Genomic DNA, 22,882 nt, shown 5'->3' on the forward strand with positions numbered 1-22,882 from the left:
GCAAAACGGCTCCCATTACGGGAACCGTTTTTATTTATTTACTTACAGCGTGCCAAGCTTCAACTTCGTATGCCATTCCAGCAATTCATTCATAGACTCTTCCTTAACCGCGCCTTCTTCCTTCGCTACTTCAGCAAGCGCCGCAAAGTTTGTCAAACTGTGATAAGAAAGTTTCGCTTCCGCAAACTTTTCGTCAGCCTTTTGCAACTCATATGTAAAGATTGAGACAATCCCACATACTTCCACGTCCTCTGCAATCAATGCATTCGCTGCATTTAAGCTACTTCCACCAGTCGAGATTAAATCTTCAATAATAACAGCCTTCGCATTCGCCTCGATTTTCCCCTCGATTTGACGGCTCTTGCCATGTGCTTTAGCTGTAGATCGGATATAAACCATAGGCAATTTCAGAATATCTGCAACCCACGCTGCGTGCGGGATGCCTGCCGTCGCCGTTCCTGCAATTACAGTAGTGTTAGGATAATGAACGCGGATCAATGCCGCAAGCCCTTCAGCAATTTCTTTACGCCCTACCGGATCTGCCATTGTCAAGCGGTTATCACAGTAGATAGGTGACTCGATCCCAGAGGCCCAAATGAACGGCTCTTCTGGATTAATTGCTACTGCTCCTACATTTAAAAGGATTTGTGCAACTTCTTTTTCTCTCGTCATGATGTCATTCCCTCCCACAATGTCTTTACATGTTGATATGCTTCAAGCGGATTATCGGCTCCTGTAATGGCACGGCCCACTACGATATGTGTAGAGCCTTCCTGTCTTGCTTTTGCTGGGGTGGCCACGCGCTTCTGGTCGTGGACATCACCTTGTGCCAAGCGAATGCCAGGTGTCACTTTGAAGAAATCCTTGCCGCATACTTCTTCAATAATTTTCGCTTCCTGTACTGAACAAACCACGCCGTCCAACTGTGCGGATGAAGCCAATTTTGCGTAATGCTCCACAGATTCACGAAGCGGTACACGAATTAATTGTTCTTTGTTCACTTGTCGTTCATCTGTTGATGTCAGTTGAGTCACAGCAATTAATGCAGGACGCTGAACTCCCACAGCAGTTCCAGCGTCAAGTCCTTCAAGTGCTGCTTCCATCATCGTCTTCCCACCAGCCGCATGTACGTTGACCATATCCACTTCAAGTGAAGCCAATACTTTCATTGCTGATTTTACCGTATTCGGGATATCATGCAATTTCAAATCTAAAAAGATGGAATATCCCTCTTCTTTCAATCGTGCAATCATAGCGGGGCCTTCTTTATAGTACAATTCCATTCCTACTTTGACATTGACTGAGTGATCAAAGGCTTGTAAGAAATCGAATGTCTTTTCAGCTGAATCAAAATCTAATGCGATAATTGGGGAGTGGTTCATACACGATGGCTCCTTCCAACTAATTCAGAAATATGATCGATTCCTAGTTCATCCAATTTAGCAGGTAGTTGCTCGATTATTGTTGGACAAATAAATGGGTCAACGAAGTTTGCTGTGCCAACAGCTACTGCACTTGCGCCGGCAGACATAAAGTCCACAACATCTTGTACACATGTTACGCCACCCATTCCAATGATTGGAATATTAACCACTTGGCTTACTTCATAGACCATGCGAATCGCAACTGGCTTAATTGCAGGTCCAGATAAGCCGCCTGTTTTATTCGCAATCACCGGCTTACCTGTTTTTTCATCCAGACGCATGCCAACCAATGTATTAATCATCGTAATTCCATCTGCTCCGCCTGCTTCTACCGCCAATGCCATCGCTTTAATATCCGTGACATTCGGTGATAGTTTCACATACACAGGAACAGATGAAACAGCTTTTACAGCCGCTGTCAGTTCTTTTGCTATTTCAGGATCCGTTCCAAACAGGATCCCGCCACATTTGACGTTTGGACAAGAGATATTCAATTCGAGCGCATGCACATTTGATGCTTTTGAAATTTGTTTCGCCACTTCAACGTAATCTGCAGTTTCAGATCCCGCAACGTTCGCAATAATTGGAACATCGAATTTTTCTAACCATGGTAATTCATTAGTCAACACGCCTTGAAGCCCAGGGTTTTGAAGACCGATAGCATTTAACATCCCTGAAGAAGTTTCAGCTACACGTGGTGTAGGGTTACCATAACGCATTTCTTCCGTTGTCGCTTTAATCATGATAGCTCCGAGCTGGGACAAATCGTACAGATTACCGTACTCCTTACCAAAACCGAAACAGCCAGATGCAGGCATAAGGGGATTTTTCAATTCGAGTCCTGGCAATGTAACCGCTAATCTATTCATATCTGCACCACCCCTGCTGGAAATACTGGTCCATCCGAACATACTTTTACATATGCCTGATCTGTCGCATTTTCATTCGTATGACAGACGCAAGCAAAACAAGCACCAATACCGCACCCCATACGTTGTTCAAAAGATAAGAATCCTTTTTTATGCACATACGCTTTTTGTACGGCATCAAGCATCGGCATAGGTCCACAACTATAAAACGTTTCGAAGTCATGAGATAATTCACTCATGACGTTCGTAACAAATCCTTGTGTACCGTTACTGCCATCCACTGTTGCTATATATGTTTCGCCTAAAGCAGCAAATTCTTCTTCATAGAAAACTACTTGATCCGATTCGAAACCAAGTATATGAATGCAGTTCACGCCTTTTGCTGTTAGCTGTTTTGACAATTCAAAGAGTGGAGGCACACCGATCCCGCCACCAATCAATACAGCTGTTTGACCAGCCGATGTTTCTTCAATTGGGAAGCCATTTCCTAGGGGTCCTAGTACATTTACTGTATCTCCCTCACGTTTTTCAGATAAGAGCGATGTACCTCGACCCTCTGCGCGATAAATGATGGTCATTTCATTTTTCTCGGGATTAATTTCAGCAACTGAAATTGGACGTCGTAATAACGGTTCAAATGAATCCGACACTCGGATGTGGACAAACTGGCCAGGAGAAGTAATTTCTCCGACCAACTTGCCTGTTAACTTCATCTCGAAAATGTTTTTCGCGATTTCCTGTTGCGATTCGACGGTCATCAAGTCCTGGATGATCATTGAACCACCTGCGGTTGTGGCATTGCATCCGTCTGGAATGTCATGGACTCGATGACGGATAACATCGCTGCTGCTGTATCAATCGAAGTTAAACAAGGAACACCATTTTCTACTGTTTCGCGACGAATTCTAAAGCCATCACGTGCCGGTTGTTTTCCTTTAGTCAATGTATTGATGACCAATTGTGCTTGTCCTTTTTGGATTACATCGATCAATGTCGGACCTTCTGTACCAATTTTACCTACTGTTTTCACTTCGATATTTTCTGCCTCGAGTACTTTAGCAGTACCTTCTGTTGCCACAATACGATATCCAGTTTCAATGAAACGTTTCGCAATATCTACAATTTCTTCTTTATCTTTATCAGAAACTGTCATTAACACAGTACCGTATTCTTTTACTTCCATTCCAGCTGCTACTAAGCCTTTATACAATGCTTTTTCCAATGTTACATCTTTACCCATTACTTCACCTGTTGATTTCATTTCAGGCCCGAGTGTAATGTCTACACGACGAAGCTTTGCGAAAGAGAAGACCGGTACTTTGACATAGACACCTGATGGTACTTCTGCAAGTCCGTCTGTATAGCCTTGTTCTAAGATGGATTTACCCAAGATAGCTTGAGTTGCGACATTTGCCATCGGAATATTCGTAATTTTACTTAAGAATGGTACTGTACGGCTAGAACGCGGGTTCACTTCGATTACATAAACCTGTCCTTCTGAAATAACGAACTGGATATTCATTAAACCACGAATTTTAAGCCCAAGAGCCAAACGTTTCGTATAGTCAGCAATCGTTTCGATCATGGACTGTGAAAGGTTTTGCGGAGGATAGACTGCAATCGAGTCACCTGAGTGAACGCCTGCACGTTCGATATGCTCCATGATGCCAGGAATCAAAACTGTTTCACCGTCGCAAATTGCATCGACTTCAATTTCCGTTCCTGTTAAGTAACGGTCGATCAATACCGGATGTTCAGGACTAGCTTTTACCGCGTTCTCCATGTATTGAAGTAATTCCTCTTCATAGTAGACGATTTCCATTGCACGGCCACCTAGTACATATGACGGGCGGACTAAGACTGGATAGCCAATTTCTTTTGCAATAACGACTGCTTCTGGAACTGATAAAGCGGTCTTTCCAAGTGGTTGTGGCACACCAATTTCATGCAAAGCACTCTCAAATTTATCACGATTTTCCGCACGGTCAATATCTTCAAGTGATGTACCAAGAATTTTTACTCCGCGTGCTTCCAATTCATCAGCCAAGTTGATCGCTGTCTGGCCACCGAACTGTACGATGACGCCTTCAGGTTGCTCAAGATCCACGATATGCATGACGTCTTCAATTGTTAACGGTTCGAAGTATAACTTATCGGAGATAGAGAAGTCGGTCGAAACAGTTTCAGGATTGTTATTGACGATGATCGCTTCATAACCTGATTGTTGTATAGCCCATACACAATGCACTGTCGCATAGTCGAACTCTACACCTTGCCCAATTCGGATTGGACCTGAACCTAAAACAATCACGCTCTTCTTATCCGTTCTTACAGATTCATTTTCGTCTTCGTACGTACCATAAAAGTACGGTGTATCCGATTCATATTCCCCAGCGCAAGTATCCACTTTCTTATAGACAGGAACTAGCCCTTGTTCTTGTCTCCAGTCGTATACTTCACGTTCTGTTGTCTTCCATAACTTCGCAATCGTATTGTCCGGGAATCCAAGACGTTTTGCTTTATAACCAATGGCTTTATCGTATGGATTATCTTTCAATATCTCTTCATAACGTACAATGTTTTCGAATTTACGCAAGAAGAATAAATCGATTGCACTCCATTCGTGTAATGTTTCAATTGTTACACCGCGACGTAATGCTTCTCCGATGAAGAATAGACGCTCGTCGCCTGCTTTGCGAATTCGTTGTTCGATCCATTCATCAGACATCTCACCACCGCCTGGAAGTGACAAATCGAATTGACCTGTTTCCAATGAACGAACAGCCTTCATGATGGACTCTTCAAATGTACGGCCCATCGCCATTACTTCCCCTGTCGCTTTCATCTGTGTACCCAAGTTACGCTTCGCTGATTCAAACTTATCGAAAGGCCAACGTGGAATTTTCGTGACTACATAGTCCAGTGTCGGCTCAAAGCAAGCATACGTATTACCTGTTACCGGATTCATCATTTCATCCAACGTCAATCCGACAGCAATTTTCGCCGCTAGTTTTGCAATTGGATAACCCGTTGCTTTCGAAGCTAATGCAGATGAACGACTAACACGCGGGTTCACTTCAATAATGTAATAATCAAAGCTATGTGGATCAAGTGCCAGCTGTACGTTACAGCCACCTTCGATTTTTAACTCGCGAATGATGTTCAACGATACGTTACGGAGCATCTGGTTTTCACGGTCTGTCAATGTTTGGCATGGCGCCGTTACAATAGAATCTCCTGTATGAATACCGACAGCATCGACGTTCTCCATATTACAAACGACAATTGCATTATCTGCTGAGTCACGCATTACCTCATATTCGATTTCCTTGAAGCCTGCAATGGATTTTTCTAGAAGACACTGTGTAACTGGGCTATATTTCAAACCACTTGCTACGATTTCTTCTAAATCTTCATCATTATGACAAATTCCCCCGCCTGTTCCACCTAACGTGAATGCAGGACGAACGATCACTGGATAACCAATCTCCTTGACGAATGCATAAGCTTCATCAATATTATGGATAATCTCACTGTCCGGAACAGGTTCACCCATTTCATTCATTAATGTACGGAACAAATCACGGTCTTCCGCTTTATGAATCGCATCCAGCTTAGTACCCAAAATCTCAATTCCTAATTCGTCTAGGATGCCTGATTCATGTAATTCAATAGCCATGTTTAAACCAGTTTGTCCGCCTAACGTCGCAAGTAGTGCATCCGGGCGTTCTTTACGGATGATACGGCTAACGAATTCAAGTGTGATGGGCTCGATATATACTTTATCTGCCATTTCTGTGTCAGTCATAATGGTTGCAGGGTTAGAGTTGATAAGAATAACTCGGTATCCTTCTTCTTTAAGAGATAAACAGGCTTGTGTACCTGCATAGTCAAATTCTGCTGCTTGTCCAATTACAATCGGACCTGAACCAATCACGAGGATGGATTTTATGTCAGTACGTTTAGGCATTAGTATTCTCCTTTCGGTTGCTTGCAGTCATCAATTGAATAAAACGTTCGAATATATAGCTAGAATCTTGTGGCCCTGGTGAAGCTTCCGGGTGGAACTGAACAGTAAATGCTTCTAGCTTCTCACTTCGAAGCCCTTCAATACACTTATCATTCAATGCAATATGTGTCACTTCGAGACCCGTTCCTGCTAAAGAGTCTTCAAGTACTTCATATCCATGACTTTGTGATGTGAGATCGGTACGATTCGTAATCAAGTCTTTTACTGGATAGTTGCCGCCAATATGACTGTTCTTCATCTTCGCCGTTTTAGCACCGCATGCTAGTGCGAATAATTGATGACCAAGTCCGATACCGAAGATAGGCTTCTTGCCTAGTAATTCTTTGATAGTTTCGACTGCCCCTTCTACATCCTCAGGGTTTCCTGGTCCATTTGATAATAAAATACCATCTGGGAACAATGCTAATATTTCTTTTGCCGATATATCATAAGGTACAACGATGACATCGCAATCTTTTTTATTTAATTCGCGTAAAATGCCATGTTTAATGCCATAGTCAATAACGACGACACGCTTACCTAAGCCTGGGGATGGATATGGACGTTTTGTAGATACTTTCGCAACCAAATCTTTTGGCAGTTCGTATTGTTGAAGTTCTGCAACAGTTGAATCGGTATCGATCTCTTCTCCTGCAGCTGTTAATTTACCGCGTAGCGCACCTTTTTCACGTAATAGACGCGTTAGTTTACGAGTATCAATCTCCTGGATACCTGGGATTCCTTTTAATATTAACAAGTCTCCTAGTGACATGCCGCTCCGGAAATTTGAAGGCTCTTCTGTTAGCTCTCTAACGACTAAGCCGTTGATTGCTAAGTCGATAGATTCATAATCGTCTCGGTTAATTCCGTAGTTACCGATCAATGGATACGTCATTACGATAATTTGTCCACAACCTGAAGGACTTGAAATTGTCTCCTGATAGCCTGTCATACCTGTTGCAAATACCGTTTCCCCTATCGAAGCATTTTCTGCTCCGAATGCTTTTCCTTCAAAAATGGAACCGTCTTCCAATACTAAGTATCTTTTTGTCATTATTGACCATCCTTCCATACGATGTTCCCACCGAAAATTGTCATTACAGGCCATCCAGCGCATTCTACTCCGTCAAATGGTGTGTTCTTACCTTTTGAAACAAATGTCGTACGGTCGATTTTTTGTTGCTTTTCTAGATCAAGTAATACGAGATCTGCTTCGGCTCCTACTTCAAGCTTACCGTATGGCAAGTTGAACACTTCCGCGGGTTTCACTGTCATCCAGTCAAGAAGTTGTTTGAGTGTCCAATATCCTGGCTTTACGAAGTTTGTATATAGTAAGGGAAATGCTGTTTCTAATCCTGTGATGCCGAATGGTGCTTTTGCAATGCCTACTGCTTTTTCATCTGCAGTATGCGGTGCGTGATCAGTAGCGATACAATCCAATGTTCCATCCATCAGGCCATCACGTAACGCATCGCGGTCTTCAATGGCACGTAGTGGCGGATTCATCTTCCAGTCCGCATCGTCACAAGGTACGTCATCTTCTGTTAATAACAAATGGTGAGGGCTGACTTCTGCTGTCACATGAATATCAGCTTTTTTTGCATCACGGATTACGCGAACTGATTCTTTCGTGCTAACATGACAAACGTGGTAATGTGCGCCTGCCGCTTCTGCTAGTAAAATATCTCGTGCAATATGTACGGATTCTGCAATAGAAGGAATTCCTGGTAGGCCAAGTTCTTTATTACGTTTTCCTTCGTGCATTGCTCCACCATAGATAAGTGTGTTGTCTTCGCAGTGTGCCACAATAGCCATATCGATCTTAGCTGCTTCTTGCATTGCTTCGTACATCATGCCAGCTTCTTGTACACCTACGCCATCGTCCGTGAACGCAAATGCGCCGTGTTCTTTTAATTCAGATAGATTGGTACGTTCTTTTCCCGCTTCTCTGATCGTGATGGACGCATAAGGGAGCACACGAATCTTAGCATGATCTTTAATTAATGTGTTAATTTTTTCAAGATTTTCTTTTGTATCTGGTACTGGACGTGTATTCGGCATTGGACAAATGGTAGTATATCCGCCTTTTGCAGCTGAATGGGTACCTGTTTCAATTGTTTCTTTATGTTCTCCACCCGGCTCGCGCAAATGAACGTGTACATCGATGAACCCTGGTGATACAAGTAACCCTTTTCCTTCAATTACTTCACATCCGGCTGTACCTAGTTGATTACCAATTTCCAAAATCTTTCCGTCTGCAATTTTAATGTCCGTTTCGACGATCTGGCCTTCCTCGTTTACCATTTGCACTTGTTGAATTAACGTGTTCATATTACTTCCGCCCCTTCAAAATAAGTTCTAGAACAGCTGCCCGAATATAGACGCCGTTTTCTACCTGTTTAAAAATTCGTGATTGCGGACTCTCTATTAAACTATCCGCTATTTCTACATCACGATTCACTGGAGCAGGATGCATGATGATTGCACCTTTTTTCATTCTTGCAGCCCGTTCTATAGTGAGACCATATTGCTCATGATAAGCAGCTTTCGTATAAGCCATCTCTGTATTGTGACGTTCGTGTTGTACTCGAAGCAGCATGACGACATCACTCGTTTCAATCACTTCATCCCAGTTGTCAACACTGTCGAATTCTCCCGCCCATTCCGGTGGGCAGAGGAACGTGACTTCGGCTCCTAGCTTCCGCAAAGCTTCCGCATTTGAGCGAGCTACCCGACTGTGGGCGATATCCCCTGCAATCAATACCTTTAGTCCTGCAAAGTGTCCGAATTCCTCTTGAATCGTGAAGATGTCGAGCAAAGATTGCGTCGGATGCTGACCTGACCCATCTCCTGCATTAATGATGGCAACATTCGTACGTTTTATCAATTCTTCATAGAAACCATCGGCTGGATGACGAATGACTAGAGCATCCAACCCAATTGCTTCCAACGTCCTAATCGTATCATACAAAGATTCTCCTTTTAAAGTACTCGAGAAACTCGTCTCAAAAGGAATGATTTGCGCGCCTACTTTACGTTCTGCCATTTCAAAACTCGTTTTCGTTCTCGTACTAGGTTCAAAAAACAAGTTGCAGACGGTATATGTTCCAGGCAATTCCCTGAAGCCCAGCCGCTTAAAAATCGCTGCCCTATCGAGTATGAGCATGATCTCTTCAACTGTCAGGTCTTTCATTGAAACTAAATGTTCCATCAGATGTTCCTCCTTCACGAAATGCAAGTAATTCATGCACGAACTGCTTAATTTCTATTCTTCCCGATCCATCAACGTATCATCTGTTTTACCTGGCAACACGAGATTTAACAGAACGCCGACAATTGCTGACAGTGCCATACCGCCGATTTGGAATGTTTCACTTATATTGATAGTCGCTCCACCGATTCCGATGACTAGGATGATGGACGCGATAACTAGATTTCGTTGATTATCAAAATCGATCTTGTGGTCGATAAGCATCCGTATTCCTGATGAAGCGATGATACCGAACAACAGAATGGATATCCCCCCAAGTACTGCTGTAGGAATCGTAGCGATCAACGCCATAATTTTGCCTATGAAGGAGAAGAGTATCGCAAATACCGCAGCCCCCATGATCACATACACACTATAAACCCGCGTGATAGCAAGTACACCGATATTTTCTCCATATGTAGTTTTAGGTGGTCCTCCGACTAGTCCACTCATAAGCGTGCCCAGTCCATCACCAAGCAATGATCTGTGTAATCCAGGACTTTCAATATAATTGCGATCTACTACTTTACCTAGTACCAACTGGTGTCCTATATGCTCAGAGATCGTGACAATCGCTATTGGCACCATAATGATCAGAAGTGTCGGTGTTACGACAAATTCATAATCCACACCAGGAATCAGCATCTCCGGTACCGCAAACCACTTGGCTTCTACAACTTTGCTGAAATCTAGAATACCGATGAACGCAGAGTAGATGTACCCCACTACGATTCCTATAAGAACTGGCATCAAGCTGATAATTCCTTTAAAGAACATTAAGCAAAATACTGCAGAAGCAAGTGTTACTAGAGCCGCGGAAAAGTGTAAGCCGCTATAAACATCCGCTCCGTCAACATTGATCGTGCTGGCCATATTTACGGCTGTCGGTGCGAGCGCCAATCCAATCACCATTATGACCGGTCCCACAACGATGGGTGGCAATAACTTCATGATCCAGTTATAGCCTGTTTTATAAATCAGTAACGATATAATCGCATAGACCAATGCTACGAACATACTACCTATCATTGCACTGCCGATACCGCCAGATTGCGTCGCCATCTGAATGGGTACAATAAAAGCGAATGAAGAGCCTAGATAGGCCGGAACTTGAAACTTCGTCACAATAATAAATACGATGGTTGCGATCCCACTCGTTAATAGCGCAATAGCAGGGCTTAAGCCTACTAATTGTGGTACCAAGATTGTCGCGCCAAACATAGCGAACATATGTTGCAAACTCAGTACCAGCCAACGAATAGGTTGTGGTTTTTCATGTACATCCAATACTTTTACACTCATCTATCATTTCTCCCAGCTTTTTATAATGTGCGTGTGTGAATCTTGACTCCATCCGTTCCATCTTTTTCGATCATACTGACTACTACCCGTTCTTCATTTGAAGTCGGGATATTCTTACCAACAAAATCTGGACGAATCGGTAGTTCTCGATGACCTCGATCTACTAAGACAGCCAGCTGTATGGAAGAAGGTCTTCCCAAGTCCATAATGGCATCTAGTGCAGCACGAACCGTTCTGCCTGTATAAAGAACATCGTCGACCAAGATGACTTTTTGATCCGCTACATTATGTTCGATATCGACTTGTTGTACAAATGCTTCTCCTTGCTGGTTCTTTAATTGAAGATCATCCCGGTACAATGTGATATCCAATTCACCGGTTTTGATAGGTTTACCTTCGATTAGTTCAATCTTATCCGCTAAGCGTTTCGCTAAGATTGCCCCTCTTGTTTTAATGCCAACTAGGATGCAGTGATCAATACCTCGGTTTTTTTCGATAATTTCATGGGCAATACGTGTGACCGCCCGCATGATGGCTTGTTCGTCTAGTATTTCTGCTTTTTCCGTCATATCAATAAGTCCCCTTTCTTTCTTACCTTTTTCCATAAAAAAACCCTCCAGTCAGAGTAGACTGGAGGGCGGACGTGCAGAAAAAAGCATACATCGATACTTACCGCAGTAAGCTATCATGTAATTCCGTGCAACCTTCCCAGCCTCACAGGACTGACGTTAAAGGTATCGCTATTCAATTGCTTATTAGAGTATACATCCCTTACTAAACGTTTGTCAACGCCTATTAAGAACGTAATTCATTTAGTAACTGTTGGAAATTTTCAGGCAATGGTGCAGTGAACTCCATATATTCATCTGTCGCAGGGTGATTAAAACCAACAGTTCCCGCATGTAGTACTTGTCCGCCAAAATCGATTGTTTTTCTTTGACCGTATTTCGGATCTCCTACAAGAGGATACCCAATATATCTCATATGCACACGAATTTGGTGAGTTCTACCTGTTTCAAGACGACATTCAACCAATGTGTACGCGCCAAAACGTTCTAGAACCTTAAAGTGTGTAACAGCATTTTTCCCGTCATCCACGACCGCCATTCGTTGACGATCACGCTTGTCACGTCCGATTGGTGCATCTATTGTGCCGTGATCATGCGGAATATGTCCGTGAACTAAAGCAGTATATACACGATTAACCGATTTAGCGACGAGCTGATTAACTAATGATACATGCGCTTTATCATTTTTTGCTACCATCAATAACCCCGAAGTATCTTTATCAATACGGTGTACGATACCCGGTCGCATGATACCATTGATGCCTGATAAATCTGTCACTTGGTACATTAATCCATTAACTAGAGTACCACTTACATGCCCCGCCGACGGATGAACCACCATACCTACAGGTTTGTTAACAACCAATACATCTTGATCCTCGTATACAATTTCAAGTTGTAAATTTTCAGCTTCAACATCATACTCCTCGATTTCTGGCTGCTCGACAGTAAGCTTATCGGCTGTCTTGACTTTATAGTTCGGCTTAACTGCACTGTCATTTACCTTAACATGTTCTTCTTTCACCCATTGCTGGATTTGCGTACGGGACCAGTCCGGTTGAAGAGTAGCCAATGCTTTGTCTATTCGATTGCCCGCAAGTTCCTCTGTGATTTCAAATTCAATTCTTTCCATTACAACACCTTTTTCTTTTTCTTTTTTTCGTCAAGCATAACGTGTAACAAAATAAGTATGACAGCAATTGTCAATGCGGCATCCGCCACATTAAATATCGGAAAATCATAATGTATAACAGGAATCAAGACGCTGATGAAATCCACTACTTCTCCCCTTACTAGTCGATCGATAAAGTTCCCAATCGCACCGCCTAGCAATAGCATCAGACTCATACCTAGTAGTCGGTCCTTTTTACCTTCTGTATGGAAGAAGTAAACAATAGCTACTACTACTACAATGGTCACTATAAAAAATAACCACATCTTCCCTTCAAGCATCCCCCATGCAGCACCACGGTTACGGTGAGAGAGCAACGCAATATAAGGATCTAGAACAGAGATATGTTCACCTAACTCCATATTTTTTACGACTAGCCATTTCGTCAATTGATCCAAGCCAATGACCAGTGCTGCGATTGCATAATAAACGATCACTTCATTACCCTCCGTCCAGCTAATTTCTTCTTTAGTTTACCACAAAAACACGTCTTTCATTATGTTTGTTAGTTCAACGATTCAAAAAAGCCATCATCATCCACGAATGAATGATGATGGCTGCGACATCAAAATTACTTACGCATAATTTTCTTTCACAACAGTCGCGCATCGTGTACATAGTGTTGAATGTTCTGCATCTTCTCCAACCGTTTCAGAGATTGTCCAGCAACGCTCACATTTTTCACCTTCAGCAGGTTCTACCAAGACCGTTGCATGATCTAGTTTCAATGCATTCGGTAACTCTGCATCTGTACTCTCTTCAAAGTCCGAGACGATGAAGAATTGTGCAAAGTCGATATCATCAGCTTGCAATATGCCACGTTGAGCTTCAGGCAACACAACGGTCACTTTTGCCTCCAAGGATTTCCCAATTACTTTCGAGTTTCGTGCTTCTTCAAGAGCTTTCAAAACATCATCACGAATATCCATCAAGTTATCGAAGCGCTCACGAAGCTTGCCCGCAATTTCACCTTTATGATCAGCTTCAGGCATATCCGTCAATTGGACACTTTCTTCAACAACGTACTGAATGTTTTTCCACATTTCATCTGCAGTGTGTGGCAAGATTGGCGTAATGAGCTTGACAAGTGTAAGCAATGTATCATACATCACTGACTGCATTGCACGACGGTCTGGATGATCCGCAGCTTCTATATACACTACATCTTTCGCAATATCCAAGTAAAGCGAACTTAGCACACCTGTACAGAAATTATTGATTGCGTGGTAGACCGTAGGGAACGCATACTGATCGTACGCTGTAAGAACTTCCTCGATCAAATCCTGCAACTTCACGTAGACATACTGATCAATTGCACGCATATCATCAAATGCTACACGATTTGTAGCTGGATTAAAGTCGGCTACGTTACCATGCAAGAAGCGGATTGTATTACGGATCTTACGATAGACTTCCGAAACTTGCTTAAAGTTCGAATCAGATACCCGAACATCTGCTGTATAGTCTACAGACGATACCCAAAGACGTACGATATCCGCACCAAGCTGATTGATCACTTTCGAAGGGACGATGACATTCCCTAGAGACTTGCTCATCTTCCGGCCATTTTTGTCCAATGTGAAACCATGGCTCAAGATGCCTTTATATGGTGCAATACCATTGATGGCTACGCTCGTTGTCAATGAAGAGTTGAACCAACCACGATATTGATCGGAACCTTCAAGATATAAATCTGCTGGGTAACGGAGATCGTCACGTTCTTCCAGTACACCTTGATGTGTAGTACCCGAGTCGAACCAGACATCCATAATATCGGTTTCTTTCGTGAATTCGCCATTCGGGCTTCCTTCATGTGTATATCCTTCTGGCAATAGTTCTTTAGCAGAACGTTCGAACCAGACATTTGATCCATTCTCGCGGAATAAATCTGCTACATGACTGACCGTTTCATCTGTTAGAATTACCTCACCATTTTCCGCATAGAATACCGGAATCGGAACACCCCATACGCGCTGACGAGAAATACACCAGTCGCCACGGTCACGGACCATATTGAATAAACGTGTTTCTCCCCAAGCTGGCGTGAACGAAGTAGTTCGGATGGCTTCGAGTAAATCACTTCTGAAAGATTCAATAGAAGCGAACCATTGTGCAGTCGCACGGTAGATAACCGGCTTCTTCGTACGCCAATCATGCGGATACGAGTGAGTGAAGAATGACAATTTTTGAAGCGCTCCGACTTCTTCCAGCTTTTCAGTCACCGCTTTATTCGCATCCTCATAGAACATGCCTGTGAAAAATGGTGCTTCATCTGTCATGACACCGCGGTCATCAACCGGAGATAATGCATCGATTCCATATTGCTTGCTCACGTAGAAGTCATCTTCACCATGACCTGGTGCTGTATGGACACAGCCTGTACCTGCATCTGCCGTAACATGCTCACCTAACATGATTAATGAATCACGATCATAAAACGGATGTCTTGCAACAATTCGGTCTAGTTCTACGCCTTGAATTTCTTTTTCGATCGTGTACTCTTCCCATTCAAGCTCTTTCGCCAAATACTCGACTAAGTCTTTTGCAATTACAAACTTCTCATTCTGTACGTTTACTACAACATACGTAAATTTAGGATGAACGGAAATTCCTAAGTTTGCAGGAATGGTCCAAGGTGTTGTTGTCCAGATCAGGAACTTCACATCATGCTCCAGTACACCTTTCCCATCCGAGATTGGGAAGCTGACATATATGGAGGGAGACTTTTTATCTTGATATTCAATTTCCGCTTCCGCCAAAGCAGTTTCACTTGAAGGAGACCAGTAGACAGGTTTTAGTCCTTTATAGATGTATCCTTTTTTAGCCATTTCACCAAACACTTGTATTTGACGTGATTCAAATTCAGGCTTCAGTGTGATGTATGGATTCTCCCAATCTCCACGAACCCCTAAACGCTTAAACTGCGTTCGCTGATTGTCAATTTGTTGTAGGGCATACTCTTCACACATTTTACGGAATTCAGCAGTACTCATTTTTTTGCGATCAATCTTTTTATTTACAAGTGCTTGCTCAATCGGCAAACCATGTGTATCCCAACCTGGAACATATGGTGCGTGGAATCCAGACATCGATTTATAACGAATGATAAAGTCTTTTAACACTTTGTTCAGTGCGTGACCCATGTGTAAGTCACCGTTCGCATAAGGCGGTCCATCATGCAATATGAAGAACGGACGGTCTGCGGTACGTTCTTGAACTTGCTGATAGATATTCTTCTCATTCCACTCTTCCTGTATTTTCGGCTCATTATTTGGCAAATTTCCACGCATAGGGAAATCAGTTTTCGGCATAAGCAATGTATCTTTATATTCCATTATAATTCCTCCTTAAAATATGGGTAATTCTTTTTATTGCTATAGAAATGAATTCGGCTAGCTCAAGCGCTCAACTGCTTAAGAAATCAGAAAAACCCCATCCCAAAAAGGGACGAGGTTCATTCTCGCGGTACCACCCTACTTGCAATCGCATAAAGCAATTGCCGCTTAGACACTAGTAACGGCAGTGTGAGACCGAGAACCAAGATCTATATAAAGGTTCTAGCTCAGGAGTGATTTTCGTTTTTGGTTCACCACCGGGCTTACACCATCCCCGGCTCGCTATGGGCAAAATCAGAAAGTACTTTTTCCGTCAACGCTTCTTCGTTTCAATTTACTTTTCATTATAAAAATGTGTTCGAAAGTTGTCAAGCTTCTTTCGTCTGCTTGACTAGTTCTTCATCTAAACTGTCTACATTCGGAATATCCAACTCTTGCTCAGCTACACTTTCGACACTGGAGGTATCCAATTCATACTTTAACAGGTCATCCCAGTCTTCAGTATTGATCATATCTAGCTGTGCTTCTACCATCATCTTGAAACGGCTTTTGAATACTTTTGACTGTTTCTTCAACACTTCAACTTCAAGTGCAATCTTTCTTGCCTGCGCAAGTGCGTCGTTAACAAGGCGGTCCGCATTCTTTTCTGCTTCAGAAATGATTAACTTTGATTCTTGAATAGCATTTTTCCGAACATCTTCTGCAGCCTCTTGTGCAATCAGAATGGATTTTTGCATCGTTTCTTCTATTAAATTAAAGTGAGTAATCTTCACTTCATTATCAGAAACCGTTTTTTCAAGTTCTTCATTTTTCTTCAGGACGTTTTCATAATCCTTCATCAATTGTTCTAAAAATGCATTCACTTCATCTTCATCATAGCCACGAAATTTCGTATTAAACGTTTTGTTATGTATATCCGTAGGGGTTAAAGCCATAATACGCTTTCTCCTTTCAGTATGCTTACATAGTTTACAGTGTGATTGTGTTTACTACTTGATTAAACACTACTTTTCTTAATTTATCAAGGATTCAATTCAGACTAGTGCACCGATCATCACTCGAATTTTATCTTTCTTTGTACGTCCTTCGATACTCGTGATTCTAAAGCGGCCATACCCTCTAATTGACAGGACATCATATTCTTCCACTTCAAACGCTTGTTGATCAATCATAGCCCAATTCACTTTAACTTTCTCCGCCTTAATAAGAGACGAAGCTTTAGCTCTTGAACTGTTTGTTAATGTTGCTACAATGGTATCCAAACGCAATGAACTAACGATATGCAGATCTTCCGTCCACTCTTCTCTTACGTTAATAAAATCTTCCGTATTTGGAACTGGCTCTACTGAAATTTTCACTTTACCTACTTGCGTGAAATGGACGTGAATGTATTCAGATACTTCCTGAGCAACCGCAAATTGCACTGTCTCTTCAGTTAGTCGAATATCACCAAATCGTGAACGCTCAATTCCAACAGACAGTAAGGAACCAAGGAGCTCGGAATGTTTCATTGTGACGAATTTTTGTGGATAATTCACTTTATATACACTGATTTGAAAATCCTCTTTAGTTGGGGTGTAATAATCTGGATAGATTAGCACACGCTGTCGTTCAGCCTCGTTAAAGCCACCTCCTGCTGTCAAAGTGAGATCTGAATTCCTCACCATGGATTCCGTTATGAACCGCTGACGTGGATCCATAAACTCTGTTAGCTTGGGTGCATACGTATCTTCCACTTCTTTCACCCAACTATTCACTTTTTCAATAAACGGTTGTTCTTCTTTACGAAAATGTTGAAATATTGAATCCATTCTATTTCTTCTCCTTATATAAAAAAATCCTCACCTTGTGAGGATTTCCGAATTCAGTTTAGGATATACTTAACTTACTAACGCTTGGAAGATCATCAAATATATCTGTCCAATCCCTCTGCTGATTAATTGTAAAGACAGCAATGCGACAATCGGTGAAAAATCAATCATACCAAATGGAGGTATGAACTTACGGAAAAAGCCTAAATAGGGTTCAGCTAATTTCCCTATAAGCTGCCCAAATTTTGTTTCTCTTGTGGAAGGAACCCATGACATTAAAATATAAATGACCAACAGAATAGAATATAATTGCAAGGCCCCAGAAATAAATAAATACGAGTTGTTTAATAATGCGATCATAATAACATGTACACCTCATTCAAATTGTTCAACTTTCATTGGTTGAAAGCTTTAAGTTGCGTAGCCTATCGTTCTTGTTGTTCAGATAGAAACTCTGTAATTTTACCCGCTACTTCTACGTTGTCAGGTGCACATAGGAATATATCTGCGCCAATTCGTTGAATGTCGCCACCGAGGGCATAAACTGTACCACTTAAGAAATCAATGATACGAAATCCTTGATCACGCTCTATCTGCTGTAAGTTCACGACGACAGAACGGCGATTCTTCAGATGTTCTGCAATGTCCTCTACTTCTGCATAAGAACGCGGCTCCAGTAGAATGACTTTTGATGATTTTTGAAGACTTTGTAGACTAATCACAGGGGCTTGTGTAGATGAAGGTTTTTGCGGAGAGGCTTGAAGACGACTATTAACAGCTCGTTTCTTACCTCCTAGCTTCTTCATCTCTTTGCGAGCCATTGCTTGTTCACCTTTTGTAAGTTTACTTTGAGGTTTCGGTTGTTGAACTAAATCTTCTTCCTGTACCCAAAACATTTTTTCCAATCGTTTTTTAAGGCTCATTCAGTTTCCTCGCTTTCTGATCCGGCCAATGCAGTGCCGATGCGTATATGAGTTGCACCTTCTTCTATTGCGATTGTAAAGTCATTGGACATACCCATGGACAGTTTTGTACACGGTGCATAGGGTAATCCTTTTGTTGCGATTCGATCTCGTAGTTCACGTAAAGAACGAAATGTGTTGCGAACTACTGATTCATCATCCGTGTTTGGTGCCATCGTCATCAGTCCAATTACATGAATGTTTTCGTAAGCCACCAATTGTTCAAAGAATAGATCTACTTCATCCGGGGTAATACCTGATTTAGACTTTTCACCTGAAACATTGACTTGTACAAAACAATCTAGCGGCTTACTTGCCCGCTTGTTCACTTCTTTCGCAAGGCTCATACGGTCAAGCGAATGAAGGCAGTCAATCGTGTCGATTAATTCTTTTACTTTGCGCGTCTGTAAGTTACCAATAAAGTGCCAATTGACTGGATCTTCAATCGTTTCTTGTTTATCAAGTAATCCTTCGAGGCGATTTTCCCCTAAGTTCTTAATCCCAATATCTAGTAGCGATTGCGCTCTAGCGGAAGATACTTGCTTCGTGACGGCTATTAACGTGATGTCATCCGAGCTGCGATTTGACGTTTCACATGCTTCGTTTATTTGATTTTGTATAGTTTCTAATCGTTGTTCTATTTGTCCCATATTATCACTACTTTTCATCAGCTTTATTTCATTGTATCAATTTGGGCACTATATATCAACGATAAGTCATTTATTGAGCCTTTTATTCTCAATCAAGATAATATCTTTACCAATCGTCATGACGTCATTGTAATTGATTTTTTGAACACCTTTTGACTTGCTGTCTGAGAAAAAGGAGCGTTCAAGTTCTCCTATATGAAGTTGCGCAATTTCTCCTTTTTCGATGTCAATTGTGGCATCTTGAACAAAACCGAGAAAAGATCCTTTTTTTAGTTCAATCACTTCTTTTTTCTGTAAGCTGGAAAAACGCATAGTTTCCCCTCCTTCTTTCATACTATGCATAGTGAGTTTTAATGAGAACGTGAAAAATGCTCGACGAATTAGAAAGTGCCTAGAGAGGGGAGACATTGGATAGTGGTTTGGGATTTCCGTTGCAGAGGTGGACGCTTTCCGGGGGCACAATCTTGAGCCGCTTCCACCGCTACGTGCAAAGATGTGCTCCTAACGCTTCGCTTTTACTCGCAAAAGCCGTACTTCGCAACGGCTCTCGCTCAGTCCAGGGTCTCAAGATTGTGCTGATCCCCAGGAGTCGCCACCTCTTCCACTGCAATCCTACCGTGAGACTGCGATTAGTTTTAAACGTCATTGAAATTGGCTAGTGACTTAGTGGCGCCTTATTACTTATTTAAATTCAAAATCTGTAAAGGCCTGAAGCTCAATGAGCGCTTACAACGCAGGTATGATCACTTAGACGAATCTATGAGCGCTTGCGTATTGGGTTTGGGTTTGGGTTTGGGTTTGGGTTTGACTATATCTCCTCCCATCTATATCCAGAAAAAAACAAAAGTGAATCGGAGTGGAAGGCGGCGACTCGGGGAGGATCAGCCCGACAGGTGAGACAACCAAAGGGAGCTACGCGACCTGGTTGGCTCACCGCGGGCCCTCCCGAACGCGTCCGCCTGGAACGCAGAGTAACGTTGCCTTCCCCTCACCCACTCACTTCGCCAACAAAAACAAAAACTGCCTCCCCACGTTTATGTGGAAAGGACAGTCTCTGTATATCAATCACTATTTCTTCTGCTCAATTCCAAGCCGAATCTGCTCCATCGCATGCTTCTCAATTCTCGAAATTTGCGCTTGCGATATCCCGAGCTCCTTGGCAATTTCAGTTTGCGTCTGACCGAGGTAAAATCGTTTGGATACGATTAGCTGTTGACGTTCGTCCAGCTCGCTCATTTTATCTTTAATGGATACGTAGTTCATCCAGCGATCCTCTGATACTCTTTGATCATGTAGCTGATCCATCATATAAATTGGATCACCGCCATCGCTGTTCATTGGCTCATGCAACGACATGGGGTCTTGTATGGCATCTAAGGCGAAGAGTATATCTTCTTCCGGTATGCCGGTGATTTTCTCGAGATCTGAAATTCTTGGTTCGTGTTGATGTTCGTTGACATACTGTTCTTTTGCCCTGATGGCTTTATAAGCGATATCACGTAACGATCTGGATACACGAACGGCATGATGATCACGAAGATGTCGCTTGATTTCTCCAATGATCATCGGCACAGCGTAGGTGGAAAACCGGACATTATGTTTTAAATCAAAATTGTCTATGGCTTTCAACAACCCAATACAACCAACTTGGAATAAATCATCAGCCTGCTCTCCACGATAGTTAAAGCGTTGAACAAGGCTAAGTACGAGACGTAAATTCGCAAATACCAATTCATCTCTAGCAAATTCGTCACCGCTTTGCAAACGGATGAATGTCTCTTTCATCACATCTGCAGTTAATAAAGGCAGCTCGGACGTATTGATGCCACAAATTTCTACTCTTGTACGTACCATTGGCTCTTCCTCCGCATTCTATAGGTGAGTGTACAGAGTAGTGTGTCCTCAACTCTTTAGAATATGCGAATTCACGAATCGCCAATTTCTGCCGATAAGTCCAGTTATGAAATTGGCTGATTTAGTCGATCTCGAAGCTCAGAGATGATTTTCTTTTCCAATCTAGATATATAAGACTGTGAAATACCGAGGAGATCCGCCACTTCTTTTTGTGTCATTTCATTCGTCCCCATCAGTCCGAATCGTTGCTCCATAATATAACGTTCTCTTTCATCTAAAATGGAAATGGCATCGATCATATACTGCCGCTCCAGCTTTTTCTCAACATCGTCTATAATAATATCTTCATCCGTCCCCAAGATATCTGAAAGAAGTAACTCATTGCCATCGGCATCCGAATTTAACGGCTCATCAAATGAGATCTCTGAACGAATTCGATTCGTTTTACGCAAATGCATTAAAATTTCATTTTCAATACAACGGGAAGCATATGTCGCAAGCTTAATATTTTTATCCGCTTTAAATGTTTCGATTGCTTTGATCAATCCGATAGTTCCTATACTAATAAGATCTTCAATATTCGTGTTCGTATTATCGAAGCGCCTTGCGATATAGACAACGAGACGTAAATTCTTTTCAATCAATGTATCCCGTGCCGCAGCATCTCCATTCATTAATGCAGCAATCATTTTAGCTTCCTGCTCTTTATCGAGAGGCTTAGGAAGAGATTCATGTCCACCAATATAAAATATGCCGCCTTTTCGTCTGAAGAATCCCGCAATATAAGAAACCCATTTCTTTACTTCTATCAACATATAGCCGTTCTCCCTTCTTCTTTTAGTACATCCATCGCACTCATTTGCAAAATAGCCGCTGCACCTTGAGGGTATTGATGCTGTTCTTTCGTCAAGACGATATATCCTACAGGCAATAACTCTCCTTCGAGCAACCAGCTATCATACTTGATTCCGACAGCCCACGAAGCACCTTGAACAGTCTGCAATCGTATTAACCGAAGACTCTTTTGATAAGTAGCAGGGAAACTGGCCAAGTCTGGAGATTTTTCAGGGTTCCAGGACACTAGTGCTGAAGCGAAGTCGACTGGCAGCTGTTCTTTGATTGCCGAAAAGCCGATAAAATGTACAGGATCTCCTGACAATGGTTCTACGCAATGATTACCCGTATCGATGAATACCTTAAGCGGAATAGATTGTCCCCATAAATTTAATTCTGAGTCAAGCGTGAAACTCATTAACTTATTCATCATGCGTGTGTCAATCCATTTATGCTTCACGATGTATAACGATAGATATGTTAGACCAATCGCTACGAATAAAAAGCTCTGATTTACGCTGACACTTATCTGAGCATAGATCAAGGTCAACATTCCTCCTGCGAAGAAAGCTGCGATCAGTACAGCGAGGATCGAACTTTTCCAACTACTAAACGTTTGTCCAAATGCAATATACGTCATTCCTAAAAAAGTGAAGATCATCGCTAGCAAAGAATACGGGAACAATGTAATAAAGAAGGCACCGAGAAATGCCGCACTCCATAACCTCCTTTTGCTCGTTTGATGATTTCCCACTTTATTAGTGAACGATAGGATGGCGTAGTTAAAGAGCATATTGATCCCTATCATCAGTTCTCCATACATATGCCGGCCTCCTTACAAA

General features: G+C 42.2%; 22 protein-coding genes and 1 other annotated feature. All 22 genes read right to left on the reverse strand.

Translation table 11 applies throughout. The annotated features are described in order from the left end of the window. Positions 1-42: 42 nt before the first annotated feature. The 22 genes from pyrE to CSV75_RS06745 all read right to left on the reverse strand — a co-directional run bounded on the left by pyrE (position 43) and on the right by CSV75_RS06745 (position 22,863). On the reverse strand, positions 43-672 hold the full coding sequence (pyrE, locus tag CSV75_RS06640; protein ID WP_099675167.1) for an orotate phosphoribosyltransferase: 630 nt from the start codon (positions 670-672) through the stop codon (positions 43-45). Further along, a complete protein-coding gene (gene pyrF, locus CSV75_RS06645) occupies positions 669-1,382 on the reverse strand; it encodes an orotidine-5'-phosphate decarboxylase (RefSeq protein ID WP_099675168.1) in 714 nt (237 codons plus the stop codon). Before pyrF ends, pyrE begins: the two co-directional genes overlap by 4 nt. Beyond that, positions 1,379-2,293, reverse strand: a complete 915-nt coding sequence (locus tag CSV75_RS06650; RefSeq protein ID WP_099675169.1) for a dihydroorotate dehydrogenase — start codon at positions 2,291-2,293, stop codon at positions 1,379-1,381. Before CSV75_RS06650 ends, pyrF begins: the two co-directional genes overlap by 4 nt. Further along, positions 2,290-3,069, reverse strand: a complete 780-nt coding sequence (locus tag CSV75_RS06655) for a dihydroorotate dehydrogenase electron transfer subunit (protein WP_099675170.1) — start codon at positions 3,067-3,069, stop codon at positions 2,290-2,292. The genes CSV75_RS06650 and CSV75_RS06655 overlap by 4 nt, the downstream gene beginning before the upstream one ends. Then, positions 3,066-6,263 (reverse strand): carbamoyl-phosphate synthase large subunit, encoded by a 3,198-nt coding sequence (gene carB, locus CSV75_RS06660; protein WP_099675171.1) that lies wholly within the window; start codon positions 6,261-6,263, stop codon positions 3,066-3,068. The genes CSV75_RS06655 and carB overlap by 4 nt, the downstream gene beginning before the upstream one ends. Further along, positions 6,256-7,356 (reverse strand): carbamoyl phosphate synthase small subunit, encoded by a 1,101-nt coding sequence (locus CSV75_RS06665; RefSeq protein ID WP_099671931.1) that lies wholly within the window; start codon positions 7,354-7,356, stop codon positions 6,256-6,258. Before CSV75_RS06665 ends, carB begins: the two co-directional genes overlap by 8 nt. Next, the gene (locus tag CSV75_RS06670) at positions 7,356-8,633 is read right to left on the reverse strand and encodes a dihydroorotase (RefSeq protein ID WP_099675172.1); all 1,278 of its coding nucleotides are present in this window, start codon (positions 8,631-8,633) and stop codon (positions 7,356-7,358) included. Before CSV75_RS06670 ends, CSV75_RS06665 begins: the two co-directional genes overlap by 1 nt. Position 8,634: 1 nt before the next feature. Beyond that, the gene (locus CSV75_RS06675) at positions 8,635-9,513 is read right to left on the reverse strand and encodes an aspartate carbamoyltransferase catalytic subunit (protein ID WP_099630864.1); all 879 of its coding nucleotides are present in this window, start codon (positions 9,511-9,513) and stop codon (positions 8,635-8,637) included. Positions 9,514-9,567: 54 nt separating this feature from the next. Continuing rightward, positions 9,568-10,854 (reverse strand): uracil-xanthine permease family protein, encoded by a 1,287-nt coding sequence (locus tag CSV75_RS06680; protein ID WP_099675173.1) that lies wholly within the window; start codon positions 10,852-10,854, stop codon positions 9,568-9,570. Positions 10,855-10,874: 20 nt separating this feature from the next. After that, positions 10,875-11,423 (reverse strand): bifunctional pyr operon transcriptional regulator/uracil phosphoribosyltransferase PyrR, encoded by a 549-nt coding sequence (gene pyrR / locus CSV75_RS06685; protein WP_099675348.1) that lies wholly within the window; start codon positions 11,421-11,423, stop codon positions 10,875-10,877. Between the two features lie 226 nt (positions 11,424-11,649). Further along, entirely contained in the window at positions 11,650-12,555 is a 906-nt protein-coding gene (locus CSV75_RS06690; protein WP_099675174.1) for an RluA family pseudouridine synthase, read from the reverse strand. Continuing rightward, a complete protein-coding gene (gene lspA / locus CSV75_RS06695; protein WP_099675175.1) occupies positions 12,555-13,031 on the reverse strand; it encodes a signal peptidase II in 477 nt (158 codons plus the stop codon). The genes CSV75_RS06690 and lspA overlap by 1 nt, the downstream gene beginning before the upstream one ends. A 138-nt stretch (positions 13,032-13,169) precedes the next feature. Further along, positions 13,170-15,929, reverse strand: a complete 2,760-nt coding sequence (ileS, locus tag CSV75_RS06700) for an isoleucine--tRNA ligase (protein WP_099675176.1) — start codon at positions 15,927-15,929, stop codon at positions 13,170-13,172. Positions 15,930-16,034: 105 nt separating this feature from the next. After that, positions 16,035-16,255 (reverse strand) — a binding site (T-box leader). Positions 16,256-16,297: 42 nt separating this feature from the next. Beyond that, positions 16,298-16,864, reverse strand: coding sequence for a DivIVA domain-containing protein (locus CSV75_RS06705; RefSeq protein WP_099635912.1), 567 nt, complete (start codon positions 16,862-16,864; stop codon positions 16,298-16,300). A 99-nt stretch (positions 16,865-16,963) separates the two neighbouring features. Further along, positions 16,964-17,740 (reverse strand): YlmH family RNA-binding protein, encoded by a 777-nt coding sequence (locus CSV75_RS06710; protein ID WP_099630858.1) that lies wholly within the window; start codon positions 17,738-17,740, stop codon positions 16,964-16,966. A gap of 69 nt (positions 17,741-17,809) precedes the next feature. Further along, the gene (locus tag CSV75_RS06715; RefSeq protein WP_099635910.1) at positions 17,810-18,100 is read right to left on the reverse strand and encodes a YggT family protein; all 291 of its coding nucleotides are present in this window, start codon (positions 18,098-18,100) and stop codon (positions 17,810-17,812) included. Between the two features lie 65 nt (positions 18,101-18,165). Then, the gene (locus CSV75_RS06720) at positions 18,166-18,663 is read right to left on the reverse strand and encodes a cell division protein SepF (protein ID WP_144034767.1); all 498 of its coding nucleotides are present in this window, start codon (positions 18,661-18,663) and stop codon (positions 18,166-18,168) included. Then, positions 18,660-19,352: a YggS family pyridoxal phosphate-dependent enzyme gene (locus CSV75_RS06725; protein ID WP_233191596.1), complete on the reverse strand. Its 693-nt coding sequence runs from the start codon at positions 19,350-19,352 to the stop codon at positions 18,660-18,662. The genes CSV75_RS06720 and CSV75_RS06725 overlap by 4 nt, the downstream gene beginning before the upstream one ends. 66 nt (positions 19,353-19,418) lie before the next feature. Beyond that, positions 19,419-19,664, reverse strand: coding sequence for a PRC-barrel domain-containing protein (locus CSV75_RS16255; RefSeq protein ID WP_099675178.1), 246 nt, complete (start codon positions 19,662-19,664; stop codon positions 19,419-19,421). A gap of 756 nt (positions 19,665-20,420) precedes the next feature. Beyond that, positions 20,421-21,206 carry an RNA polymerase sporulation sigma factor SigG gene (sigG, locus tag CSV75_RS06735; RefSeq protein WP_085133171.1) on the reverse strand — a complete coding sequence of 262 codons (786 nt, stop codon included), beginning with the start codon at positions 21,204-21,206 and terminating at the stop codon, positions 20,421-20,423. A gap of 104 nt (positions 21,207-21,310) precedes the next feature. Beyond that, positions 21,311-22,021 carry an RNA polymerase sporulation sigma factor SigE gene (gene sigE / locus CSV75_RS06740; protein ID WP_099630854.1) on the reverse strand — a complete coding sequence of 237 codons (711 nt, stop codon included), beginning with the start codon at positions 22,019-22,021 and terminating at the stop codon, positions 21,311-21,313. Continuing rightward, positions 22,015-22,863: a sigma-E processing peptidase SpoIIGA gene (locus CSV75_RS06745; RefSeq protein WP_099671923.1), complete on the reverse strand. Its 849-nt coding sequence runs from the start codon at positions 22,861-22,863 to the stop codon at positions 22,015-22,017. The genes sigE and CSV75_RS06745 overlap by 7 nt, the downstream gene beginning before the upstream one ends. Positions 22,864-22,882: the final 19 nt, after the last annotated feature.

Origin of the sequence: Sporosarcina sp. P18a, assembly GCF_002743135.1 — a bacterium.
GTDB lineage: Bacteria > Bacillota > Bacilli > Bacillales_A > Planococcaceae > Sporosarcina.